Raw genomic sequence first — 21,948 nt, 5'->3', positions numbered from 1 at the left:
ACAATCCCCTAAATCTGACCCTTCAGGATGCACAATCCCCTAGATCTAACGCGCCGCATTTCCGCCCCGTTTTGAAAGCTGCAGGTCGCGGGGTGTTCGGATTGTCGAGGGTGGTCCCGTCCGTTGTTTAGCTAGGGGATTGTGCAAAAAACTGCGACTTTTTAGGGGATTGTGCACGCGCGCACTGCCATAAGAACGGCCATGCACGCGCCGAAGATCACCACGCTGATTCGCAGCACTCGCGCCGGAATCCTCACACCGATCCACGCTCCCAGCGGAGAACCAATGAGCGATCCGACCGCCACGCAGGCAGCAGCGATCCACGTGCGAGTATCGAGAGTGCCGGACAGGGGTGAAGTGACCGATAGCGTCGGATCCTGCGCCCCCGCAGCCACTGCGATGGCGACGACAATGAAGAACAACGCTGCGACAACGTTGACGATCGCTTGCAGCAGATTCTTCAGAGCGTTGTGCGTATGGATGCTGCCGGGCAGGAAAACTCCCAGAATCGCCAGGAAAATGATCCCCTGAGCAGCGGAAAAGAACCCGCCATACACTGCGCCGCACACCACCAACAGAGCCAGTACACCCAGTCGCGCAGAGGACACGGGCAGCGCCCCCGAGCCGTCATCATGTGCGCTCACCATCCGGGCAAGGCGCGGCTGGCACGCAACCAGGACAGTCGCCAGGGCAATAAGGAACGGCACGATGAGGGTAAACGTGCTGGCAGATACGCGCAGCAGCAGGCCGGCACCAATGAGCGCCCCGCCAGTGGCGCACAGCGACAGGCCACTGATGCGGCCGCGCGACAGAGTAAATGCTGACGGCGCAGAAACAGCAGCGGCGGAGTCTCCCTCGTGCATGAATGTGCGGTAGGAATAGGCGCCGGCCACTGCGCCGGGTGCCAAACCGACCGTGTTCGCCACATTGGCGCTGATCGGGGGGACGCCGAGCAGCACCATCACCGGGTAGGTGACTAGTGACCCTGACCCGATGATCGTGTTGATCGCACCGGCCACCACCCCTGCGACGGTGATGGCGAGAAGCGCTGCAATACCCACAAGACCTGACCTGCCCTGACTGCTGACCTGACCACCCGCCCAGCTCAGCGCATGGTCAGAGCGCGATACCGGTTGACGGCAGCACCGATGTCAATGGGACGCGGCCGCACCAGGAACGCCGGCCACGGCCTGCCTCGATCCTTCGTCAACACGTCCAGGCTTTGCTCACCGATCATCTCGTCGAGGCGCTCCAGCTCCTGATCGATGGAGTGCTCACCGTCTGCGAGGTCATCCAGCACGGTGCGCAACGCCCACGCGATCGCTTCAGTCTGGCCCGCATCCACAATCTGCTCCACGTCGGACACGTCCACGGTGTGTCGGTCCAGTGTGATCGTATCGAGGCCCGCCGACTTGGTCTTCGGCTTGCCGCGACCCGAATTGCCTCGATCCCGCATGAGCACACGCGGCCTGCCCACCGGAAAGTCCTCCTCATCTGTGCGTTCGCGCGGCATCTCCGCCACCACCGCACGAGCCTGGTCGGTGACATCCCGGCACTGATAGGTGTCCATCATCAGCACGCAGTCCGCGATGTCGAGGTAGTCACCTGACCCACCCATGACCATCAGCGTGGAGACGTGGCGCTGATCAAAAAGGGCGCGCACGCGGTCCACCAGCGGCGTGATCGGTTCACGTTCGGCCGCAACAAGGCGACGCATGCGCGCATCACGGATCAACAGGTTCGTCGCTGACGTGTCCTCATCCAGCATGAGCAGTGGACTGCCCAATTCGACCGCCTCCACGATGGCTGCGGCCTGGGAGGTTGAACCGGAGGCATTCTGCGTGGAAAAGTCGCTGGTATCCGCACCGCCCGGCAGATGCGCGATGAAGGCGGAGACATCTACGCCCGTCACCGGGCGCCCATCAGCTGCACGCACTTTCATTGCCGAGGGCGTCGTCGCCACCAATTGCCTGCCATCTGCAGGAACATGGGCGTATACCGAGCGTTGAATCGCGGCGAGCAGGGTGGATTTACCGTGATAGCCACCGCCCACAATGACGGTCACGCCCGGCTCGAGCGCCATGCCGGACACCTCGCCGGCGTGAGGCAAGGTCACTGTGCGGCGCAGTGATTCCGGTGAGCTGAATGGAACGGCGTCCTCCATCGGCAGGTCGGAAACGCCGGACCTGCGCGCCAGAATCGCATCATCAGCCACGAATGTGACCCAGTTGTTGTCGACCAGGGCCTGCTGAAGAGCCTGGTAATCCTCGTAGGTGTGAACGTGTTGATGCAGTTCGTCGAGGTGCCGGTCGGCCTGGTCAGAGACAAAGTCGAAGGTTTCCACCACGATGTCTGGCACGTCCTGGTCAAAGATCCGGGCGGCTGTCAGACCCTGAATGGTGCGCCCACGTGCCGGCATGTGGACCTGGAATCGCAGCTCAACCCGGTCAGGCATCACGGTGCAGGCTGAGCGCTCCAGGATTTCCTGCCCGGTGCGTGCGACCTGGACAGGGGAGCCATGACCGGCCCCTCCGGATCCTTGGCCGGACATTTTTCGGATCGCGTGGCTAAAAGAGCGCAGCAGGAAGTCGGCGCTGGCGACGCGTTGGGTGTGAGTGGACAGGCAGTCGTCGGGGATCCCCATTGTCTGTGGTGAGGCAATCACGCGCACAGCCGATGGCGGTGCGTACGGGTCGGACTGGACGCGGTCAATGGCGATGGAAAAGTCGCCGTAATCCCAGTCTCCGGTTGCTGACTTGTAGGAGCCGTAGCTTTTTCCGTCCAGGCGGCGCAGCAGTTCAATCAGGTCTCGATCGGTGCCGGAACGACGTCGGATAGGAGTATGGGGTCGAGGAGTCATGATCCCAGCCTACGGCTTCACGCGTCCGGACACGAACGTCAGCTGCGCCGGGTTTGTCACCATCGGCTGCTTTGGCGGCAGTCTCAAGTCAGCCGCGCATGGGACCCCTCGTCGATGCCTAAACCTGTGGATCCGTCATCGCGACGACTATGGCCAGCACCACGCAGACGATACCGAGCAGGATGTAGATGACGGTGACCGCAATTGAGATACCGCGCGCAATGCGGGCACGTGACATCGCCTGAACCGGCAGACCTGCCCTGCGTCCCTTGTTGATCATCGACTGGCTCCAGATCCACATCGGCACCGACAGCAGTATGCCCAGCGTGAAGAACGAGACGATGGAAAGGATCAGCGCCACCAGCCCATTCGACTCAATTTCCGTGTAGACCTGCTGGGAGGAATGCTCATTCCAGTAAGGTCCCTGCGGGCCGTCAGTTTGCTGCTGAGGCGTCCACGGTGAGTACTGGCCCTGGGGCGTGCCTCCCGATCGCGGATGCGTGTCCGGTGCGCCGTAGCGGGGAGCCGAACTTTGCCACGATGACGGTGAAGCCGTTGCGGATCCTGCTGAGTCTCCGGACCCGGAACTGCCGGCTGACTCGTATGGGCCGGCGTTGGTCTGACGGGTAGTTGATGTATCGGAGGCGTGGGACTGTGAAGCGGATGAGGCCTCATCGGTCTCAGCATCAGGTGCGAAACGTTTCGAGTCATTGTCATCGGTGGCGTATTGATACATCGGCACGGCAAATCTCCTTAGGCTCACGATCATTGTAAAACATGGGTCGCCCTCGTCGAAGGTGAAAAATCGACGAGGGCGACCGCAGATGCCTCAAAGAGCCGAGGAACTGAAAGCCTGGCGCATGCCTACAACATGCAGGAAACGCAGCCTTCGACTTCGGTGCCTTCCAGAGCCTGTTGACGGATCCGCATGTAGTACATGGTCTTGATGCCCTTGCGCCACGCACGAATGTAGGACTTGTTGACGTCACGTGAGGTCACGGTGTTCGGGTAGAACAGTGTCAGCGACAGTCCCTGGTCAACGTGCTGCGTGGCAACCGCGTAGGTGTCAATGATCTTTTCAGGGCCGATTTCGTAGGCATCCTCGTAGTACTCAACGTTGTCGTTGGTCATGTAGGGCGCCGGGTAGTACACGCGGCCGATCTTGCCTTCCTTGCGGATCTCGATCTTGGAGACGATCGGGTGGATCGACGAGGTCGCGTTGTTGATGTAGCTGATCGACCCGGTGGGAGGAACGGCCTGCAGGTTCTGGTTGTACATGCCGTACTTCGCCACGTCCGCTGCCAGTGCCTTCCAGTCTTCCTGGGTCGGAATGTGGATCGAGGATTTGGCGAGCAGTTCACGGCACTTATCCGTTGTCGGCTCCCACGTGCCGTTGATGTACTTGTCGAAGTACGTGCCACTGGCGTAGTCGGAATCTTCAAAGCCGACGAACTTTTCACCGCGTTCGCGCGCAATCATGCACGACGCCTTGATCGCCTCAAACGCCACGGCCAGAAAGTACATGTTCGTGAAGTCGAGTGCTTCTTCGGAGCCGTAGTGCACGCGTTCGCGCGCGAGGTATCCGTGCAGGTTCATCTGTCCCAGACCGATCGCGTGGCTCATGGCGTTGCCGCGCGCAATGGAGGGGACGGACTGGATATTGGACAGGTCGGACACTGCTGTCAGGCCACGAACCGCCGTCTCGATGGTTTGCGAGAAGTTGGGCGAATCCATCGTCTTGGCAATGTTCAGGGATCCGAGGTTACACGAAATATCCTTGCCCACGTGCGAATACGTCAGGTCTTCGTTGAACTCGGAGGCTTCGGAGACCTGCAGGATTTCCGAGCACAGGTTCGACATCGTGATGCGGCCCTTGATCGGGTTGGCGCGGTTGACGGTGTCTTCGAAGACGATGTACGGGTAGCCGGATTCGAACTGGATTTCAGCCAGCGTCTGGAAGAAGCGGCGGGCGTTGATCTTCTTCTTGTGGATACGCCCGTCATCGACCATTTCGCGGTACTTCTCGGTCACGGAAATTTCGCTGAACGGCTTGCCGTAGACGCGTTCGACGTCGTAGGGGCTGAACAGGTACATATCCTCGTTGGCGCGCGCGAGTTCGAACGTAATATCCGGGATGACGACACCCAGGGAGAGCGTCTTGATACGGATCTTCTCGTCCGCGTTCTCACGCTTCGTGTCCAGGAAGGACATGATGTCCGGGTGATGGGCGTGCAGGTAGACGGCTCCCGCGCCCTGGCGCGCACCCAGCTGGTTCGCATAGGAGAACGAATCTTCCAGCAGTTTCATCACGGGAACAACACCGCTGGACTGATGCTCGATGCGTTTGATCGGTGCGCCCGCTTCGCGCAGGTTCGTCAGTGACAGTGCCACGCCGCCACCACGCTTGGACAGCTGCAAAGCGGAGTTCACGCCTCGGGCGATGGACTCCATGTTGTCTTCGACGCGGATCAGGAAGCAGGAGACCAGTTCGCCGCGCGCACGCTTACCCGCGTTGAGGAAGGTGGGTGTGGCCGGCTGGAAACGTCCTGACATGATCTCGTCGATGAGCTTGCGTGCCAGTTCGATGTCGCCGCGCGCCAGGTACATTGCCACGATGACAACGCGATCCTCGAAGCGTTCCAGGTACCGTTTGCCGTCGAATGTTTTCAGCGTGTACGACGTGTAGTACTTGAATGCGCCCAGGAACGTTTGAAAGCGGAACTTGTAGGCGTAGGCCTGCTTGTACAGGTCCTTGATGTCCTGAGGCTCGTACTGCTCGAGCACGTCGCCCTCGTAGTAGCCTTCGCGCACCAGGTACTCGAGTTTTTCTTCGAGGTCGTGGAAGAACACGGTGTTCTTGTTGACGTGCTGGAGAAAGTACTGGCGAGCCGCCTGACGGTCCGCTTCGAACTGAATCTTGCCGTTCTCGTCATACAGGTTGAGCTGGGCATTCAGCGCATGGTAGTCGAGGTCAGTGCTCAACTCTTCTGGGCCGGTGTCGGTGAGATTTTCGACCAAAATTCCTTCAATCCTTCGCGGACTCGGGAGACATCCTCGGACGTGCCGAGAAGCTCGAACTTATACATATGGGGAACGTGTAGCTTTGCAGAGATGATATCGCCCGCCAAGCAGTACGCCGGTCCGAAATTGGTGTTGCCTGAAGAGATCACTCCCCGGCAATATGAGCGATTGGTGGCATCGTTGAGGAACTTGATGACCTGTTTGGGCACAGCTCCTTTGATATTTCCCCCGCCGTAGGTAGGGGTGATCAGAATGAAGTCGGTGTGAACGTGCAGGAATTCATCATGCGGGTGAAGAGGGATGCGGTGCGCCGGATAGCCCAGTTTTTCGACGAAACGGCGCGTGTTCCCCGTCGCCGACGAAAAGTAGACGATCTCCACCATGACTGAGGAATCTCCTTATATGGACGTGAGAGCCGGTTAAGTGTGTGAGCCTGCGGGCCGAGGGAGGCATGCGCCGTGGATGGTGTGAACCGTCGGTCGTGCCTTCCGCGTCTGACCTGTGCATGGGAAAAGCCCGACACCTGCGAGGTGGCCGGGCTTCACGCATTGATCAGGCTTGGGCGACCCGCAGCGGTGCAGCCTCGGCAGCCATTGCCGCAGCAGCTTTGATGCGGTCGGGGCGGTAGCCGCTCCAGTGGTCCTCGCCGGCGATCACAACGGGTGCCTGCTGGTAGCCCAGTCCCTTAATGTATTCGAGTGCTTCGGGATCCTGCGTCACGTCGATCGAGGTGTATTCCAGGCCCTGCTTGCCGAGCGCACGGTAGGTCGCATCACACTGCACGCACATCGGCTTCGAGTACACGGTGATGGTCATGGGATGCTCCTTTTTCTTCTATGCGCTCTGTGAGGTGGTGGGGATCGTCAGGTTCGGTGCGCGTCCTGCGCGCCTTCTTGATACCCCGAGCCGTAGTGGCTCCGTTGATGTATTAACACTACACCTTGTGGCGCCAAGTGCAAGTGACCACTACATGTTGTGTCTGAGTGATGGTGTGCATCGCGCTGTGGACAGGCTGTGGACAGCGAACGGCGGGCCTGTATCTGACAGCTTAAACTCCGGGCGGGCCTGTGGATAGATGGAATCCCAGCGTGGTGCGCAATCCATATATCTAGTGGGCGTGTTGCGATTCTTCGGCGTGTCGCCCCTATATCTAGGGTGGCGGACTGGTTGTCGTACCTCTATATAGGCGCATTCGGGCGCTGCAGCGGTGTCCCAGGCCATCGTTCAAACGCCATCGGGCCCTACTGTCAGACCCCTCATTGCGGGACAGTCCCTTTCGCTCAGCCTTGGAGCCGGTAGACTTCATGATCTCCCGCCTCCCCGGCACCGGGGACCAGGCGCAGTCCGAGCTTTTCAGCAAGTCGAGCCGAGGCTGTGTTCGCGGGGTCGATAATCGCCACGATCGGGAGCTGTGGGTGGCGGTCGCGTGCCCATTCGAGTGCGGCACTGGCAGCTTCGGTCGCGTACCCCTTGCCCTGCGCCTGTGACGCGAAGCGGTAGTAGAGATTCAGGACCGTCTCGTCACCCTCGACCGCATGCCGCACGCCAGTGAAACCGATAGTTTCACCTCCGTAAGTCAACACGACAAAGTAACCGATGCCGTGCTGGCGCCAATCCTGTTGCCACGCGGACGTCAGTTCCACGGCCTCGTCACGGTCTTTCATCGTGAGCTCCGGTCGGTGTCTGTAGGTCAGCGGGTCCGAGTGAATCTTAAAGACAGCGTCAACGTCTGCGTCCTGTGGTGGCCGCAGGCTGAGGCGTTCGGTCATCAGGGGAGTCGAATCTGCCGTCATGTCAGTCATAGTTCTCCTTTGATTGAGGGCGGGCTTCATTGGGGGCGGACTCACCTCGACTACACACTCGGGGCACGAGCCGAATCCACAGCATCGCGCGCGAGGCGACCCGAGCCTGACGCATCAGGCTCCGTTACTGGTTCGTCAACTGCCCGGCGATCTGACTGACAAGCGCTTTCGCCTCATCGAGACGATCCGCCGGCTGCGGACCTACCGAAATGAGCACGTTGGCAACGCGTGCCCCGACGGTCACCTCACGCTCCGTCGCCTCAGCCTGCGTACTGGTTTCCAGCACCCATCCCTGTGAGATCGCCGCATCATCCCAGTTGGACAACGCCAGCGTCGTAGGCGCCCCGCCACCAATCATGACCGTGTACTGCGAGCACTGCGCCGCCAGATCCTCAACGGCAGTCGCTGCTTCTGCTGCCTCGTCACCCGACGGTGCGACAGCAACGAAAACCCCCTTCATATCGGCTGCCTGCTCGTCGCCTTCCTGCGGAAGATACAGACTGCGGTGGGGCCATTGGGCGCTCAGAGCTCCGAAAGTATGAGGCCGCCACAGGATCGACGCGCACGCAGTCGGCTCTATCGCCTCGGGTGGCAGATCACTTTCAGCCGCGCCGGTCGGGTCCGCCTTGGTGTCAGCGCCGTCACCGCCCTCACCCTCGGGAACGTTCTTGAGGGTGCGACCGTCAGACAATGGTGCGGCAACTGCAGCGTCCACCTGCTCTTCCGTTAATTCAGTCTCATTGGCGAGGGAGTCCCCATCTGTCTCATCAGATTGCGCACCGGATTGCGCGCCGTCTGATCGTTCGGCGGCAGGGGCGGATGACTGGCTGGAGGCTCCAGAGTCTTCGCCGCTGCCGCCCGTGTCCGGTGAGCAGGCCACAAGCGTGAATGCCAGTGCTCCTGATGCGGCCTCTACGAACCAGATGCGAACCTGGCGTCTGGAAAAAACGCGTGTCATGGTTGGCTTCCTTACCTCGGTTACTTCACCCTACCGCGCCGGCATGATGGCACGCGTGGCGTTAGGCTGGCCGTGTGGAATCCGCGCACACCGACTCTGATGACCAGTCCCATTCGCGGCGCACGCCTGCACTTTCGCGCGCACGCCTGGCTGACATTGCGTGCGTGTTCCTCGGTGGCATGATCGGTACCCTCATCCGCGCAAGTCTTGACCATATTGCGGCGGCACATCCCGCCTCATCGGCGCTGGTGCTGGCGTGGTCGACCATTGCGTGCAATCTTGCGGGCGCGCTTATCCTTGGTTTTTGCGCAGGAGCCGGCCGGTGGCTGAGCGCTCGCGTCAACCTTCTGATCGGCACTGGTATATGCGGGGCGCTGACTACATATTCGACCATGATGCTTGGCGCAGTCACATTCGTCCACAGCCCTCCGCTCGACACCACGACGGGCGCGATGGGCAGAATCCTTGCTGGCAGTGCCATTACCCTCGGCCTGCTTGTCCTGGGGGTAGGTGTCGCCGCTGCCGGCTGGTGGCTCGGAAAAAAGGCGCGGCCATGAGCGCGCTGATGTGGATACTCACCGCCCTTGCCGGCGGGTGTGGGGCCACCTGTCGGTGGCTGCTGTCGGGAGCAATCACGCGGCGACTGAACGCGCCGACGTCTGCCTCGTCAATAACACGGCACGTGCCCGGCTCGCGCGCCCAGCTCCTGCGTCCACTATGTGGAATCGCGGCGGTCAACGTGATCGGATGCCTGCTGGCCGGCGCATTCACGTTCCTGATGACATGGCCGCACTGGTGGACGGTGATCGGCGTGGGGTTCCTCGGTGCGTTCACGACGTTTTCCACCGCCGTCGTTGACGTGTGTGAAGTGCTGCGAAGCCACCGCACGGCCCTTGGTGCGAGCCTGCTGGTCGGTGTGTGGGCGCTATGCGTGGTGGCTGTCATTGTGGGGACAGCCGCTGCTTCGATCGCGATCTTTGCTCTGGCCACGGTGAGCACAGGCGGGTGAATATGGTCACGACTGGGCCGCGACGTTTGCTCTAAACGCGCCGACACTTTAAAGTAGTGATCGACCATCCAGAGCAGCTAAGAGACCTGGCTCGATGACGCTGCAGCAACCCCCGGTCACGGAGAGGGTGCTTCCGCCAGGACCGATGGAGGAACCATGATTGACCTTCACGACGTACGCAAGGTGTATCACTTGCGCGGCGGGAATGACGTTGTCGCACTTGATGACGTGACGCTGCACGTCGATGCGGGCTCGATTCACGGAATCGTGGGTCAGTCGGGGGCCGGAAAATCCACACTGATCCGCTGTCTGACCGCCCTCGAACGCCCAACCAGTGGTGAAATCGTGGTCAACGACGTTGACATGACTCAGCTGCGCGGAGCGAAACTGCGTCAGGCTCGCCGGAACTTCGGCATGGTGTTTCAGGCAGCCAACCTGCTCGATGCGCGCACGGCGGCAGAAAACATTGCATACCCGCTGCAGATTGCGCGTCGCCCGAAGAAAGAAATCGACGAGCGCGTTGAAGAACTCCTGACCATGGTGGGGCTGCAGGGACGCGGCGGCTCCTATCCCTCGCAACTGTCAGGTGGCCAGCGCCAACGCGTCGGCATTGCGCGCGGCCTGGCTGGAACTCCGGCAGTGCTGCTTTGCGATGAGCCGACCTCCGCACTCGATCAGGACTCAACCGGCCAGATCCTCGATCTGCTGCGCGACCTGCGCGACTCACTGGGTGTGACGATTGTGATCATCACGCATGAGATGGCGGTTGTACGCGAAATCTGTGACTCGGTGACACTGCTCAACCACGGCGGCGTCCTCCAGAGTGGAACGATCGAAGAGATCATGAAGGATCCGTCCTCGCCGTTGGCTCAGGAACTGGTCCCCTTGCCGAACGTGGACGATGCCGTGATCCCGGAAGACCGCGCGCTGCTGGACCTGATTTTCACTTCACGCCCCGGTGTGCCCACCGGTGCCAGTGTGCTCAACATGAGCGCGTCGATGGGTGCCGACGTGACCGCAGGGGTTTTCGAGTCCATCGGATCAACGCAGGTGGGACGCCTGGCGCTGTCAGTGCCGCGCTACCACACTCAGCAGATCCTTCAACAGCTTCATGACCAAGGTATCTACGCGACTGAAAGGCTGGCATGATCATGAATCATGTACTGCTTGCTGCCCACATCGGTGTTGCACAATTTCAGTCCGCCATGATGTCGATTGCAGCAGACAAACCCACCTGGGGTGACAACCCGGCACTGACCAAGCAGTTCCTGCCGGCAGTGTGGGAAACACTCGTGATGACCGGCGTCGCCACACTGGTGACCGTGATCTTCGGCTTGCCGCTCGGCCTGCTGGTCGTCAACACGTCGCGCCACGGGCTCACGCCCAACCGCATCGTGCACCAGGTTCTCGGCGTGATCGTCAACGTCGGCCGCTCATTCCCATTCATCATCCTGCTGATCGCGATTGTGCCGCTGACCAGGTTCCTGGTGGGAACCACGCTCGGCTGGAAAGCCGCGATGCCGTCCCTGATTATTGGTGCCATCCCGTTCTTTGCACGACTGGTGGAAACAAACGTGCTGGCCGTTTCGCGCGGCAAGATTGAAGCAGCCCAAATGATGGGCGCATCCAACCAGCGCATCTACTGGGGTGTCCAGGTTCGCGAAGCTCTGCCTGCCCTGATCCAGTCGGTGACTGTCCTGGCGATCACGTTGATCGGCTACTCGGCAATGGCCGGAGCGGTCGGTGCCGGTGGCCTTGGAAAGCTGGCCATCAACTACGGCTACAACCAATTCATGCCCGACGTCATGCTGTGCGCAGTCGTTGCGATCATCATCATCGTCCAGGTGATCCAGATGATGGGTGACATGATCAGCCGGCTGGTGGACCACCGCTGAGGCACTACCAGCCGGCACACTTCACGGGCACATGTCCGTACCAGATCTGCGCGGCACCCCCGTCGCATCTGACCTGCAATACGCCTGCGACATGAGCGGAGTGCATTGCATCAACGGGAACGTCACCCTCGTTCATCTCTCATGCTTCAGCGCAATTGAAAAAACCTGAAAACTTGACCATTCTGAATTTAGAAACGGTCTGCATCGGCAGACCGGCAACATGATTGGAGAAACTCTCATGCGTCTATCTCATCTGAACACACGCTCTTTCAAGGCCCTCGCAGTGTGCGGCCTGTCAGCATCCTTCGCACTGGCAGGCTGCGGCGGCGGCTCGAATGAGACCGCCACGAGCGGCTCAACCGACACGGCAGCTTCAGGCACAGCAGGCGGCGCAGCAACCGGCGGCGTTATTGACCTGACCGTTGGTGCCAGCCCTTCACCGCATGCCAAAGTCCTGCACTTTATTCAGGACAACCTGGCTGCTGAAGCTGGCATTAACCTGGAGATCGTCGAGTACACCGACTACCACCAGCCGAACGTTGCACTGAACAGCGGTGACCTGGATGCGAACTTCTACCAGACCCCGAACTTCCTGAAAGACCAGGTCAAGGAATTCGGCTATGAGTTCGACCAGGGCGAGGGCGTCCACATCGAGCCGCTCGGTATCTTCTCCGAGAAGATCAAAGACCTGAAAGACTTCCCCGACGGCGGCAAGATCGGCATCATCTCCGATGTGACCAACCAGCGTCGTGCACTCGAACTGCTTGAAGCCAACGGATTCGTCAAGATTGCCGAGGGTGACGAGGCAGCCAACATCAACTCTGTTGAAAAGCTCAAGAACTTCGAGTTCTTTGAAGCCGAAGGCGCACAGCTGGTACGTTCACTGTCTGACGTTGACATCGCCGTGATCAACGGTAACTTCGCGCAGGAAGGTGGCCTGACCATCAATGGTGACGCACTGGTTGCCGAGCAGGGTAAGGGAAGCCCGTACACCAACTTGCTCGTGTGGAAGAAGGATCTGTCTGGTGACAAGCTCGAAGGTGTGAAGAAGCTTGACGAGCTGCTGCACTCCGACGAGGTCCGCACCTTCTTCGAAGAGAACTGGTCAGACGGCACCGTCCTTCCCGCGTTCTAAGCAGCTTGCTGGCACTGCTCCAGACAGTGTGCTGAGCAGTGCCAGATAGGGCTGTCCTCCTGATAGCAACGGCAGCGACCGCTTTACGCGGTAGCTGCCATTCAAGGGAGACACTTCATAACAGATGGGGGCGGCGCACTTCGCGAACGGAAGTGTGCCGCCCCCATCAGTACATTTTCCTTAGTCGATGATGCCGTACAGGCGGTCGCCGGCATCGCCCAGGCCGGGCACGATGTAGGACTTCTCGTTCAAGCCCTCATCAACGGCGGCGAGCACAACGGTGACATCAGCGCGATCACCCACGGCTTTTTCCACCTCATGAATGCCTTCCGGCGCCCCCAGAATGCATACGCACGTCACATCACGGGCGCCGCGTTCCAGCAGGTAGTTCGTCGCGGCTACCATCGTGTGGCCGGTGGCGAGCATGGGATCCAGAATAAAGCACTGACGGCCCGACAGGTCGTCCGGCAGCCGATTCGCATAGGTTTCAACCTGAAGCGTATCCTCGTCACGCTTCATACCCAGGAACCCAACCTCGGCGGTGGGCAGCAGGCGAGTCATCCCGTCGAGCATTCCGAGGCCTGCACGTAGGACGGGAACGACAATCGGACGTGGATCGGACAGTCGTGTCCCAATGGTGGGGCACACGGGAGTCTCAATTTCGACATCTTTCACGGCAACGTGACGTGTTGCCTCGTAGGCCAGCAGCGTGACGAGTTCATCAACGAGCTGGCGGAATGTTGCCGACGGAGTGCGACCGTCTCGAAGAACAGTGAGCTTGTGGTTAATCAGCGGATGATCAGCGACATGTAGGTGCATGGTTCAAGCGTACCGCGCCAGACATGTCTGCGGCGATTGCGCGCCGAACAGATGCTCTTATGCTGAGTGAATGACGCGGTAGGCTTACCTCGTGACGGTCGACGAATCATGGTCCCAGGCGATGGGACGCGCACTGTTTCTGGCCAACCGTGCCCGCGAAGCGGGCGATGTCCCTGTCGGAGCGGTGGTCCTGGACCCGCACGGCACGGTCATAGGGTCAGGCTGGAACCAGCGGGAAACGACCCACGATCCCAGTGCTCACGCTGAAATTGTGGCGCTGCGTCAGGCCGGCCTCGCGATGGGCACATGGAACCTTGCGGGATGCACCCTGGTTGTGACCCTCGAGCCGTGCACGATGTGCGCCGGAGCGGTGGTCAACTCGCGCGTCGACCGCCTGGTATTCGGCGCGTGGGACGAGAAGGCCGGAGCTGCCGGTTCGCTCCGCGACGTCGTGCGTGACGCTCGTCTGAACCACACAGTGGAAGTGATCGGCGGAGTTCTGCGCCAGGAAGTGGAAGTCCAGCTCAAAGGTTTCTTTCTGGGGAAGAGGGTGCAGCATCAGACGAGCGTTTCTCCTTCCGGCGGCGTTCTTCCTGTTTCCACCCGCCTTGCGGCGACACGTTCTGCCTCTTCATCGACGAGGGCGACGCCGAGCGGCCTTTCTCAACCTGCCCCGCAGGAGTCTCGTGGTGAGGATCTTCTGCCCAGGGGGGTTCGCCTGCGTGGTCGTGGGTGATCCTGATGACGAGCGCCTTGCAACGTGTTTTTGGCCACGGTTAGCCGCCAGATCGCTGCTGAAGTGGCGTTGGGCGACGGATTTCGTGTAATCTGACTGGCCGAGGTAGCGTGTCCGAGCGGCCGAAGGTGCAGCACTCGAAATGCTGTGTGGTGATAAGCCACCCTGGGTTCGAATCCCAGCGCTACCGCCATTAAGAACCGCAAGATACCAACGAAAAGTCAGGGTCAGCGGTTCGGAAAATCGCCCGCGTTGCAGCTACGTTGCATAACGGAATGAGTTTTGCAGCGTCTCCCACCCTCGCTAGAACCCCTGACACTCCTACTGGTAGGCATGTGGGTGAAGCGGCAAACTCAAGGCAAGACAGTGGCCACGACAAGACGAACAGCGCCACGCCCGCGAGCGCCACGGGCACCCCGGCACCTGACCCCCGCGCCGCGCTTTCTCCCTACCGCTCAGTGTTAGCACGCGTGGAGCGTGGCAACTCAGGGGTGAATGGGCTTCAAGGCCTGTGAGAGTGATTAATAGGCGGGTTTTTCTGCGTTTGTGTTCCGGATGTTCCGGATAGGGGTGTTGGGCGTGGCGCTTCTTTTCGTTGGTATAACGCCAATGTTCCGGTGTTCCGCTTGTTCCGCTTCCTAGGGACTGTGGGGGGTGGGTGTGTGTTTAGCGGGGTGGGGTTGTTGTGCCTGTGGGTGTGGGGCTGTCAAAATTGTGGGTGGCAGTTCAAGGCGCGCGGGTTGTGGCTGCACGATGTGGGGGGGGTTCCACGATCTCGTTGGCGTGCCTGTGAGTGGTTCTCACGCGCTTTCAGGGTGCGCGCGTGGGTGGGTTCAGCGTTGCCGGTTTCGCTGGGTGTTCGGGCTTGTTGTGGGTTCGGGGCTGCGTGTGGAAAATGTGCGTATTCCAGACGCACAATTGCTAATGGGACTTACACGGTTTCCAGATGCCCTCTGGTCACGGGGTGTTTCGCGTGGTGTGGCTAACCCCTTGGGTTAAGGCTAGGTTGGGTTTAGGTTCCGTTTTCGTAACCGGCTGGGTTACTTCTAGGTTTTGGCTAGGTTTTGTTTCCGTAACCTGCTGGGTTTCGTCTAGGTTTCGTCAGGCCGGTAGCGGTGCGCTAAACATTGTCGAGGGCAAGACTGCCGTCTATCACGCGGGCTGCAAGGTCAGGTGAGTAGTCGAGAATGATCCCGGCTTCTTTAAGCCGTGACTGCCAGTCGGAGATATTGGCACTTGTGCCAATATCGACACTGCCGCGTTTCCACCTGCCGTTTGCTCTCCTGCCGTCCGCTTCCAGCACGAGGGCTGTTGCCATAGCACGCTAACAGTCACGCGCGCGCCTGTGTAATGTAGCATGGAGTTGTGGTTAATCGTGTAACTACTAATCAAGTAGTAAGCATCCTCGAAGCGGGCGACCCTGACAATGAAGTATGGGCGGCTTTCAGTAGAGCCGTCACCCTGTTCGCTGGTAAAGCGCGCTTGTCGTACGACGAATGTGTGGCCTGCGCGTGGATATGGGCACATGAACACCCTCAACAACTGGTAACCGCGTGGAACCGCGGGGGAGTAGGCGGGCTGATCCTGCGAGTACGTGGACGCTTAACCGAAGTGTTCAAGGACTACAAGCACCACAAACACGAGGAATGTAACTTGCTGGTGACAGGCTTCCAACCTGAACAGTTGGACGCGTAAACATGTGCAGTGAGTACAGTGCGCCTGTGGTGCGTGAGCTGGTGCGCGCGTCGTTCAGTGATGCTCACGCGTGGGGGTGGAGTATTGACGGCACGTATCGTGAAGTGGGGATGCCGCGCTCACAGTTCGACCCTTACAGGCAGTCAACGTTGTGGGCGTGTGTGGCTGACGGTAGGCGCGCGTTTGACGCGCTGCCAGCACAGTTGCGCCGCCGCGTGTATCTAAATGTGGTTGTGGGCTTGCCTCAGGTGGAAGTGGCGCGCCGTGAGGGTGTCACTCAGGGTGCCGTGTGGCAGTCGCTAACGCGTGCTGACGAACTCATGCTTGACTTCCTGAACGGTGACGCGGACGAGTGTTGACAGTGCCTGTCACGCGCGCCATATACTATACGTACCTAGCAGAGCTAGGAACACATCAGGAAAGGTGTCCATTTATTTTTCCTTTCAATGGACACTTACGCTGGCTTTTGCCGGTGCCTTACCCCTAGCGTTGTCGCGCTGGGGGTAAGCCTTTATCCGCGCGGCTTGTGTGAGAACGGTTCTCGCTAACTGCTGCGTGTGTGTCTTGCTGAGGATTGCCACTAGAGACAGACGGCACGATGAGGGCTTCTAGCGACACGCTAGACATTTCTGTAGCGCCACGCTTAGCGGTACGCTTAGCGACACGCTAGCAACCGCCTAGCAATTTGCTTACCAATTTGCCTAGCAATTTGCTTACCAACTTGCCACACGCTTGCCAGACAACAACACGCCAACACCACCGCGAGCGCACGCAACGCAACCGTGGGGCGCTCACGGTAGCTAACCGCCGCCACAAGCGCCCCAAAGTCACGCGCACTACCTACACGACATGCAACGCCCCTGAGCGCGCTCACGCCCCGTTATAAGCGCGCCACCACACTCACAACAATTCTCATACTGCGTGCCGCAACGATCACACACCCACACGCCCGAAGCGTCCAAGACCACAGTGCCGTTGCAGTCCGTGGATTCGCACGATCTGATCTCAGGTTCGGGACATGGCTCGTCCCATGCTGGTTGCGGTGACGTGTCCACTGCGCCCGCTTGTGCTACGTCAGGCCATTCTTCTACAGGTTCCAATGGAACAGACTGGTTATCCTGTTCCTCTTCCTCTTCCTCTGCCTGATCTATCCCTGATCTCATCTGTACCTGACCTGATCTCATCTGATCTACGGGCGCGTTACTAACGCTCCCGTAACGCGTTACGCCCTCGACTTCTCCTTGTGATTGCGCGGAATCGTTTTCGGAAACAGAAAAAACACTGTCACTAGATTTTCTAGAATTTTGAGAACTTCTGAACTTTTGTTGTCGGTCGCGGTTGTGCTGTCGCTGTTTCTCGCGTTCAGCGGCTGTTGTTTGCCATGACCACTCCACGCGCAAAGTGTCTCCTTGTTCGTCCCACCGTGCGAAGTCGTACTTAATGAGAGCCTTAATCGTTTGCGGGCATACGCCTCTTAGGGACTTCGATAGCTCCTTGTCCTCGATGTAAGCGCGTGGGATCACGCCGTCACTGTCGCTACTCATGCACCACATGTGTAATGAGATGAGGGCGCGCACGGCCTTGTCGGACAGAGCGTTAAAGCGCGGATCGCCCGCGAGGGATGTCGGTAGGTTGATGTTTAAGCCTTTTCGTGTCATTGTCTGAAGCCTCTAGAACTGTTATCAAGTGAAGTGAACTCGACACAACGACGCAAAATGAACACGCTATTGCTATAATGATTGCGTGTTCCGTGATCTGCGTGCTGTGGAACATTTCAGGGGTGGGGCGTGGCGTAATCCGTAGATGGATGCCACGCCCCAAGCTGCCCCCCGTTATGGCAGTGCGCGCGCGGCCTGATCGCCGCCTGTCATGGTCTGTACTTGCTCGTCACAACCATTCAGGACGCGCCACCTATCCCTGTGCTGCGCATAGCTAAACAGGTCGCTCAACGCTTCAAGCGCGCTCAAGGACGGTGAAGACAGAGCCCCTAGGAACTTCCCCTCATCGTCGCTCAACGCTCGAATGAGTACGTCTTGCACAGGCTCACGGCCGGGACGGTCGTCAAAATACTGGCGCTCTGTAACTGTCGCTACCCATTGCACGCCCTCACTATCGGTGAACCTATAGCGCCCAACATGACGCGCGCTTGGCTCCAACACGCTACACACGTCGTCAACCACGCACGCCCCAGGCGTACACCACGGGCGATGCGTCAACGCTTCCACAGCCCCACTCATTGCTAGTAAGCGTGCCCGCGCTCGCGGGTTGGTGACGTTTGCTAGGTCTTGTGGCTCGTGGTCGCTTAGGCTCACCGTTTCGATATGTTCGCTACCGCGTCTTCTGATCTTTTCGACCCTCACACGCGCAGCGTCGAAGTCTGTCCTGTGAACAGTGAACGGTTCTAGCGTGGTGTCTGGTAGCGCGTTGATGTAGGCGTGCGCCTCTTGAATCGTGCGTATGGTCACCGCGTCACCATACGAGGACGTGAAGTAAACTCTGTTCGCCTCACGTCCGGTCAACACGCTGCACTCGCTTTCAACCGTGAACCGCATAGTCTCGTTCCCCACGGTGACTTCGTGCTTCCCGCGATGGGTAATCACAGCGTCTGCCGGATTGTCTCCCAGCGTGATATTACACCGGCCGTGCGTGCACCACGGGTGGTGCGCTGCTGCTTGCGTGTAGCACGGTTGAGCTTCAAGCATGGCTTGCCACTGCTCGTTAGTGACTGCGAGCGCGTCGAAGCGTATGCCCGTCACTGTCGTTGTTGTGGTGGTCATGCTGCCACCCCCTCAGTGAGGATGCGGGCTAGCTCGGATGCCGGGATCTTCACGCTGCGTCCACACTTCAACGTGGTGATAGCGCCTTGGTATTGCCACACGTATAGCGTGTTTGTCGGGATGCCGGTGATTTGAGAGACTTCACGAACGGTGTAGATGCCGCGGGGCGTGAATCCTAGTGACTTGATTACTGCGTTAGCTTGCGCCAATCGCTGCTGCGTGTCGGTGTCTGACTGCGTAGACATAATAAAAACTCCCATTCAGGGTGTGACAAGCTCAGGCACCTTGCGAAGCGCCTTTGTCGGCTGTCAATATCCCCCGAATGGGAACAAGCTCCCGACCCTTTAACGCGGTCGGGACTTTCGTTGAAAACTATTCTACCCCATCCGCTGCCACATGGTAAGAACCGTATTGACGTTAATGTAGCGCGCGCCGTGGTCGTACAGTGGCTTGCACGCGTCCCACAGGTCTAGCCCCGTAAACGCTGGTAGGTCGGTTCGGCAACACGGGCACACGTTGAACGCTAAATCGGTCTTGTTCAGTCCTGACACTCCACGCGCGTCTGCGAGTGCAGACAAGGTTAGATCCCACTGGCCACCAATCATGACACTTTCTTGCTGGTAGTCCTCACGCAACTGGTCGGTGTCGGCTTCTTCTGCTGGCATGGGGATCACTGCGAGAACGTGCGCCCCGTGCTTCCGGTGATAATTGCCCGTTGCGCTGTTGCCGTCGCACATAATGACGAACGGGTCATACTCGCTAGTAACGAGAATAGAGGTAGCCGGATACGGCCTGTCTTCTACCGCGCGGGAACCTGTCTGTCTTTTGCGTTGCCAATCCTTCAACTGTCTAGTGAAGTCCCAGTTAGACACGTACGTTTCCTCGCCACCCTCGTCGATGTCTTCAATATGGATAACTCCAGTGCCGCGCGCTGCTTCTTCCAGCTTGTCCACGATGCTGCACAGCGTGACCACGCTCGACGGCCACCCACACGGGCACACGGCTAACAGTCTCTTGCACGGCTGAAACGTCTCGCGGTCTTCTTCACCCTCAAACACCTGTCGCCCTAGAACGTGTTCACAGGGCATCAAGAACCGGCCATGGTACATGTCTGTCTGTAGCCGCGCTTCGGCAATCTCACGCCCCGTCAACCCGTGATGAGGCATATCAACAAGATCGTCAATGTCTTCGTCATGGGTAGCTGGCCACAGTAAATCGCGGACGGAATCGACCGCTTCACTATCAGTTAAAAAAATAGGGCTGATACCCACAACGGGATAGGCTTTCGCCCTCAGGCTGTCCCTGTCCACGCCTTGCACTTGCACGGCACGCCACCCCGCACAGTCCATCCGCTCAGGCACGCTCTCACGCTCAAACACCGCGAGCGCTCGCGGCTTGTGTCCAGCGTGCCACGCTCCACGCTCACACACCACGGTCACACGATTTTTACTCACAACAACGCCCCCTCTGCCCTACACGGCTTGCGTTCGTCGAAGCGGGACAACAACCCCGTCAGACTGCAAGTACACCTTATTCATCCCGTCGGCAATCAACCGTAACTGTTGATCGTCAGTGTGAATGTACCGCGCGGTCACGTTGCTGCCCTTGCTGTGTCCGAAGTAGGCTTGCAAGTCAACTTCTGTCACTCCCTGTATGCGCGCGGCAAACGTGATCGCCGTATGCCTCAGGTCGTGAGGTGTGGCATGCTTTAGCTCCTCACGCTTCAACACGCGATCCATCGCCTGACCTGGCGTTTTACGTCCCACAGGCTCGTTGTCCCGTGGGCGTTTCTTGTCGCGGCCTTGAAACGCGAAGTAGTCGTTCGGGATGAACGGTTCACGCTCGAAGTGCTCCTTGAGCGCGTCAATAACCACAGGCGCTAGCGGAAGTAGGCGCGTGCCCGCTGGTGTCTTCGTCGTGCTTCGCTCAACTCGATTCTTCCCGTCACCTGTCATGCTTCGGTGAACAAACACGGTGCCCGCCTCTAAGTCAATATCGCTACGGTGTAAGGCTCTGGCCTCGCCAAGACGTAACCCCGCTAGTCCCATGAGTAGAATCATTGCCTGTAAATAATCCTCGATACCGTCAACAAGGGCGTGTAACTCGTGCACAGGTAACACGCGCTTATTCTGCTTGCCGCTTGGCTCGTCCCCCCTCGGTTTCAAACCGTCCAGCAACTCAGGGATAAACGGATCGTCGGCCATGAGTTTACGAGAACGCGCTGACCGTAGGATCTGCTTCAACAAGTCATACTGCTTTCTACGGTTAGCGGGCGTGAGCTTACGCATGTGCGCCCCATAGATCCAATCCTCGATAGCTTGAGTAGTAATGTTCCGAAGCTCAACACCACCCCAATAGGGCTTGAGGTGGTTCCGGTAGCGTGATTCCTCGCTCGCATAATGTGAGGGTGCCCAATTCTTACGCTTAAACCACGTATCGGCAAACTCGCCAAACGTGAGCGCATCCGCTTTCGCCTTACGCTCAGCTTCCACGCGCTCGCGGGCTTCCAATTCGGGGCTCTTCCACGTGCCGGCTTCAAGCATTGCTTGTTGCTGTCGTAGCCACTTATCGGCATCCATCTTGCGGGCAAACGTCATGGGCGCTGGTATCCGTTGCGGGGTGCCGCCTGTTGGGTTGGGGAAGTCTGCAAGGAACTTTCCTGACTTTAGCTTCCTGATGCTTCCAAACGTGCGTCGTTTTGACATGTCCGTTTCCTCTTTTTGGCTTCGTGCTGCTGGAAAACCCCCGTCCCGCGTTGCATCTACGTTGCATAACGGAACTAAAAACCATCATAAACCATGACAATAGGTGAGTGTGGCATATCCGCCACAATCGTTGAAAACTCAACCCAAACGCCACTTTTGACTGAGATGCCGCGGAACGCAAAAACCATGGGGATTGTTTTCGAATCCCAGCGCTACCGCCATTAAGAACCGCAAGATACCAACAAAAAGTCAGGGTTGGTGGTTCAGAGAATCGCCCGCGTGGTACCTACGTGGTACTTCCAAAATAAAATCGCCCGATAGATTGCCGCTGTCGTGACTTCGATAGAATCCCCTGACACCCCCTACTGGTAGGCATGTGAGTGAAGCGGCAAACTCAAGGCAAGACAACGGCCACGACAAGACGAACAACGCCACGCCGCCAGCAGCGGGCTAACCCCCACACAACGCGTTCACAACCTCCCAGGGAAGTACAGGTAGTGGAGCGTTCTTCACGTTCCTGGATCCGGCGTGGGAGC

23 protein-coding genes, 1 tRNA gene and 1 riboswitch are annotated in these 21,948 nt (G+C 59.1%); of the genes, 10 read left to right on the top strand and 14 right to left on the bottom strand.

Annotation, left to right across the window (positions count from 1 at the left end; all coding sequences use genetic code 11):
• Window positions 1-161: 161 nt before the first annotated feature.
• The 8 genes from AC1EJ1_RS05050 to AC1EJ1_RS05015 all read right to left on the bottom strand — a co-directional run bounded on the left by AC1EJ1_RS05050 (window position 162) and on the right by AC1EJ1_RS05015 (window position 8,641).
• A complete protein-coding gene (locus AC1EJ1_RS05050) occupies window positions 162-1,061 on the bottom strand; it encodes a sulfite exporter TauE/SafE family protein (protein WP_070728023.1) in 900 nt (299 codons plus the stop codon).
• A 44-nt stretch (window positions 1,062-1,105) separates the two neighbouring features.
• Window positions 1,106-2,860 (bottom strand): ABC-ATPase domain-containing protein, encoded by a 1,755-nt coding sequence (locus tag AC1EJ1_RS05045; RefSeq protein ID WP_058237670.1) that lies wholly within the window; start codon window positions 2,858-2,860, stop codon window positions 1,106-1,108.
• A gap of 118 nt (window positions 2,861-2,978) precedes the next feature.
• Entirely contained in the window at window positions 2,979-3,602 is a 624-nt protein-coding gene (locus tag AC1EJ1_RS05040; protein ID WP_141757426.1) for a hypothetical protein, read from the bottom strand.
• Window positions 3,603-3,724: 122 nt separating this feature from the next.
• A complete protein-coding gene (gene nrdE, locus AC1EJ1_RS05035) occupies window positions 3,725-5,878 on the bottom strand; it encodes a class 1b ribonucleoside-diphosphate reductase subunit alpha (protein ID WP_058237672.1) in 2,154 nt (717 codons plus the stop codon).
• Window positions 5,839-6,264, bottom strand: a complete 426-nt coding sequence (gene nrdI / locus AC1EJ1_RS05030; RefSeq protein ID WP_058237673.1) for a class Ib ribonucleoside-diphosphate reductase assembly flavoprotein NrdI — start codon at window positions 6,262-6,264, stop codon at window positions 5,839-5,841. The genes nrdE and nrdI overlap by 40 nt, the downstream gene beginning before the upstream one ends.
• Before the next feature lie 169 nt (window positions 6,265-6,433).
• The gene (gene nrdH, locus AC1EJ1_RS05025) at window positions 6,434-6,697 is read right to left on the bottom strand and encodes a glutaredoxin-like protein NrdH (RefSeq protein WP_058237674.1); all 264 of its coding nucleotides are present in this window, start codon (window positions 6,695-6,697) and stop codon (window positions 6,434-6,436) included.
• A 464-nt stretch (window positions 6,698-7,161) separates the two neighbouring features.
• Window positions 7,162-7,683, bottom strand: coding sequence for a GNAT family N-acetyltransferase (locus tag AC1EJ1_RS05020; RefSeq protein ID WP_285015245.1), 522 nt, complete (start codon window positions 7,681-7,683; stop codon window positions 7,162-7,164).
• A gap of 124 nt (window positions 7,684-7,807) precedes the next feature.
• Window positions 7,808-8,641 carry a hypothetical protein gene (locus AC1EJ1_RS05015; protein ID WP_285015241.1) on the bottom strand — a complete coding sequence of 278 codons (834 nt, stop codon included), beginning with the start codon at window positions 8,639-8,641 and terminating at the stop codon, window positions 7,808-7,810.
• Between the two features lie 74 nt (window positions 8,642-8,715).
• Between AC1EJ1_RS05015 and AC1EJ1_RS05010 the strand changes: the two genes are divergently transcribed.
• The 6 genes from AC1EJ1_RS05010 to AC1EJ1_RS04985 all read left to right on the top strand — a co-directional run bounded on the left by AC1EJ1_RS05010 (window position 8,716) and on the right by AC1EJ1_RS04985 (window position 12,680).
• On the top strand, window positions 8,716-9,198 hold the full coding sequence (locus AC1EJ1_RS05010) for a fluoride efflux transporter FluC (protein WP_480295466.1): 483 nt from the start codon (window positions 8,716-8,718) through the stop codon (window positions 9,196-9,198).
• Complete coding sequence (locus tag AC1EJ1_RS05005; protein ID WP_480295464.1) at window positions 9,195-9,650, top strand: fluoride efflux transporter FluC; 456 nt, start codon at window positions 9,195-9,197, stop codon at window positions 9,648-9,650. The genes AC1EJ1_RS05010 and AC1EJ1_RS05005 overlap by 4 nt, the downstream gene beginning before the upstream one ends.
• A gap of 61 nt (window positions 9,651-9,711) precedes the next feature.
• A riboswitch (SAM riboswitch) is annotated at window positions 9,712-9,802 on the top strand.
• Between the two features lie 4 nt (window positions 9,803-9,806).
• Entirely contained in the window at window positions 9,807-10,799 is a 993-nt protein-coding gene (locus tag AC1EJ1_RS05000) for a methionine ABC transporter ATP-binding protein (RefSeq protein WP_480295463.1), read from the top strand.
• 2 nt (window positions 10,800-10,801) lie between these two features.
• A complete protein-coding gene (locus tag AC1EJ1_RS04995) occupies window positions 10,802-11,545 on the top strand; it encodes a methionine ABC transporter permease (RefSeq protein ID WP_371935795.1) in 744 nt (247 codons plus the stop codon).
• A 31-nt stretch (window positions 11,546-11,576) separates the two neighbouring features.
• Window positions 11,577-11,714: a hypothetical protein gene (locus tag AC1EJ1_RS04990; RefSeq protein ID WP_480295461.1), complete on the top strand. Its 138-nt coding sequence runs from the start codon at window positions 11,577-11,579 to the stop codon at window positions 11,712-11,714.
• A 69-nt stretch (window positions 11,715-11,783) separates the two neighbouring features.
• The gene (locus AC1EJ1_RS04985) at window positions 11,784-12,680 is read left to right on the top strand and encodes a MetQ/NlpA family ABC transporter substrate-binding protein (protein ID WP_480295460.1); all 897 of its coding nucleotides are present in this window, start codon (window positions 11,784-11,786) and stop codon (window positions 12,678-12,680) included.
• A 180-nt stretch (window positions 12,681-12,860) separates the two neighbouring features.
• Here the strand turns inward: AC1EJ1_RS04985 and upp are convergent, their stop codons facing one another.
• The gene (gene upp / locus AC1EJ1_RS04980) at window positions 12,861-13,499 is read right to left on the bottom strand and encodes a uracil phosphoribosyltransferase (protein WP_480295459.1); all 639 of its coding nucleotides are present in this window, start codon (window positions 13,497-13,499) and stop codon (window positions 12,861-12,863) included.
• A 91-nt stretch (window positions 13,500-13,590) separates the two neighbouring features.
• Between upp and tadA the strand changes: the two genes are divergently transcribed.
• Window positions 13,591-14,235 carry a tRNA adenosine(34) deaminase TadA gene (tadA, locus tag AC1EJ1_RS04975; protein ID WP_480295457.1) on the top strand — a complete coding sequence of 215 codons (645 nt, stop codon included), beginning with the start codon at window positions 13,591-13,593 and terminating at the stop codon, window positions 14,233-14,235.
• A gap of 104 nt (window positions 14,236-14,339) precedes the next feature.
• Window positions 14,340-14,428, top strand: a tRNA-Ser gene (locus tag AC1EJ1_RS04970).
• A gap of 927 nt (window positions 14,429-15,355) precedes the next feature.
• On the opposite strand, the gene AC1EJ1_RS04965 is transcribed toward AC1EJ1_RS04970, so the two are convergent.
• Window positions 15,356-15,553, bottom strand: coding sequence for a hypothetical protein (locus AC1EJ1_RS04965; protein WP_480295455.1), 198 nt, complete (start codon window positions 15,551-15,553; stop codon window positions 15,356-15,358).
• A 47-nt stretch (window positions 15,554-15,600) separates the two neighbouring features.
• On the opposite strand from AC1EJ1_RS04965, the gene AC1EJ1_RS04960 reads away from it, so the two are divergent.
• Together AC1EJ1_RS04960 and AC1EJ1_RS04955 are read left to right on the top strand one after the other, a co-directional pair.
• On the top strand, window positions 15,601-15,930 hold the full coding sequence (locus AC1EJ1_RS04960) for a hypothetical protein (RefSeq protein ID WP_480295454.1): 330 nt from the start codon (window positions 15,601-15,603) through the stop codon (window positions 15,928-15,930).
• A gap of 26 nt (window positions 15,931-15,956) precedes the next feature.
• Entirely contained in the window at window positions 15,957-16,289 is a 333-nt protein-coding gene (locus AC1EJ1_RS04955) for a hypothetical protein (protein WP_480295452.1), read from the top strand.
• A 1,473-nt stretch (window positions 16,290-17,762) separates the two neighbouring features.
• Here AC1EJ1_RS04955 and AC1EJ1_RS04950 read toward each other — a convergent pair.
• The 4 genes from AC1EJ1_RS04950 to AC1EJ1_RS04935 form a co-directional block, all read right to left on the bottom strand.
• Window positions 17,763-18,707, bottom strand: a complete 945-nt coding sequence (locus tag AC1EJ1_RS04950) for a hypothetical protein (RefSeq protein WP_480295451.1) — start codon at window positions 18,705-18,707, stop codon at window positions 17,763-17,765.
• A complete protein-coding gene (locus AC1EJ1_RS04945; RefSeq protein ID WP_480295449.1) occupies window positions 18,704-18,952 on the bottom strand; it encodes a helix-turn-helix domain-containing protein in 249 nt (82 codons plus the stop codon). Before AC1EJ1_RS04945 ends, AC1EJ1_RS04950 begins: the two co-directional genes overlap by 4 nt.
• Window positions 18,953-19,084: 132 nt before the next feature.
• Window positions 19,085-19,660: a hypothetical protein gene (locus AC1EJ1_RS04940; protein ID WP_480295448.1), complete on the bottom strand. Its 576-nt coding sequence runs from the start codon at window positions 19,658-19,660 to the stop codon at window positions 19,085-19,087.
• 519 nt (window positions 19,661-20,179) lie between these two features.
• A complete protein-coding gene (locus tag AC1EJ1_RS04935; protein WP_480295446.1) occupies window positions 20,180-21,412 on the bottom strand; it encodes a tyrosine-type recombinase/integrase in 1,233 nt (410 codons plus the stop codon).
• Between the last annotated feature and the right edge of the window lie 536 nt (window positions 21,413-21,948).

It is taken from the genome of Pauljensenia sp. C0170B4 (assembly GCF_056590235.1).
This window is presented reverse-complemented; position numbering and strand designations above follow the sequence as displayed.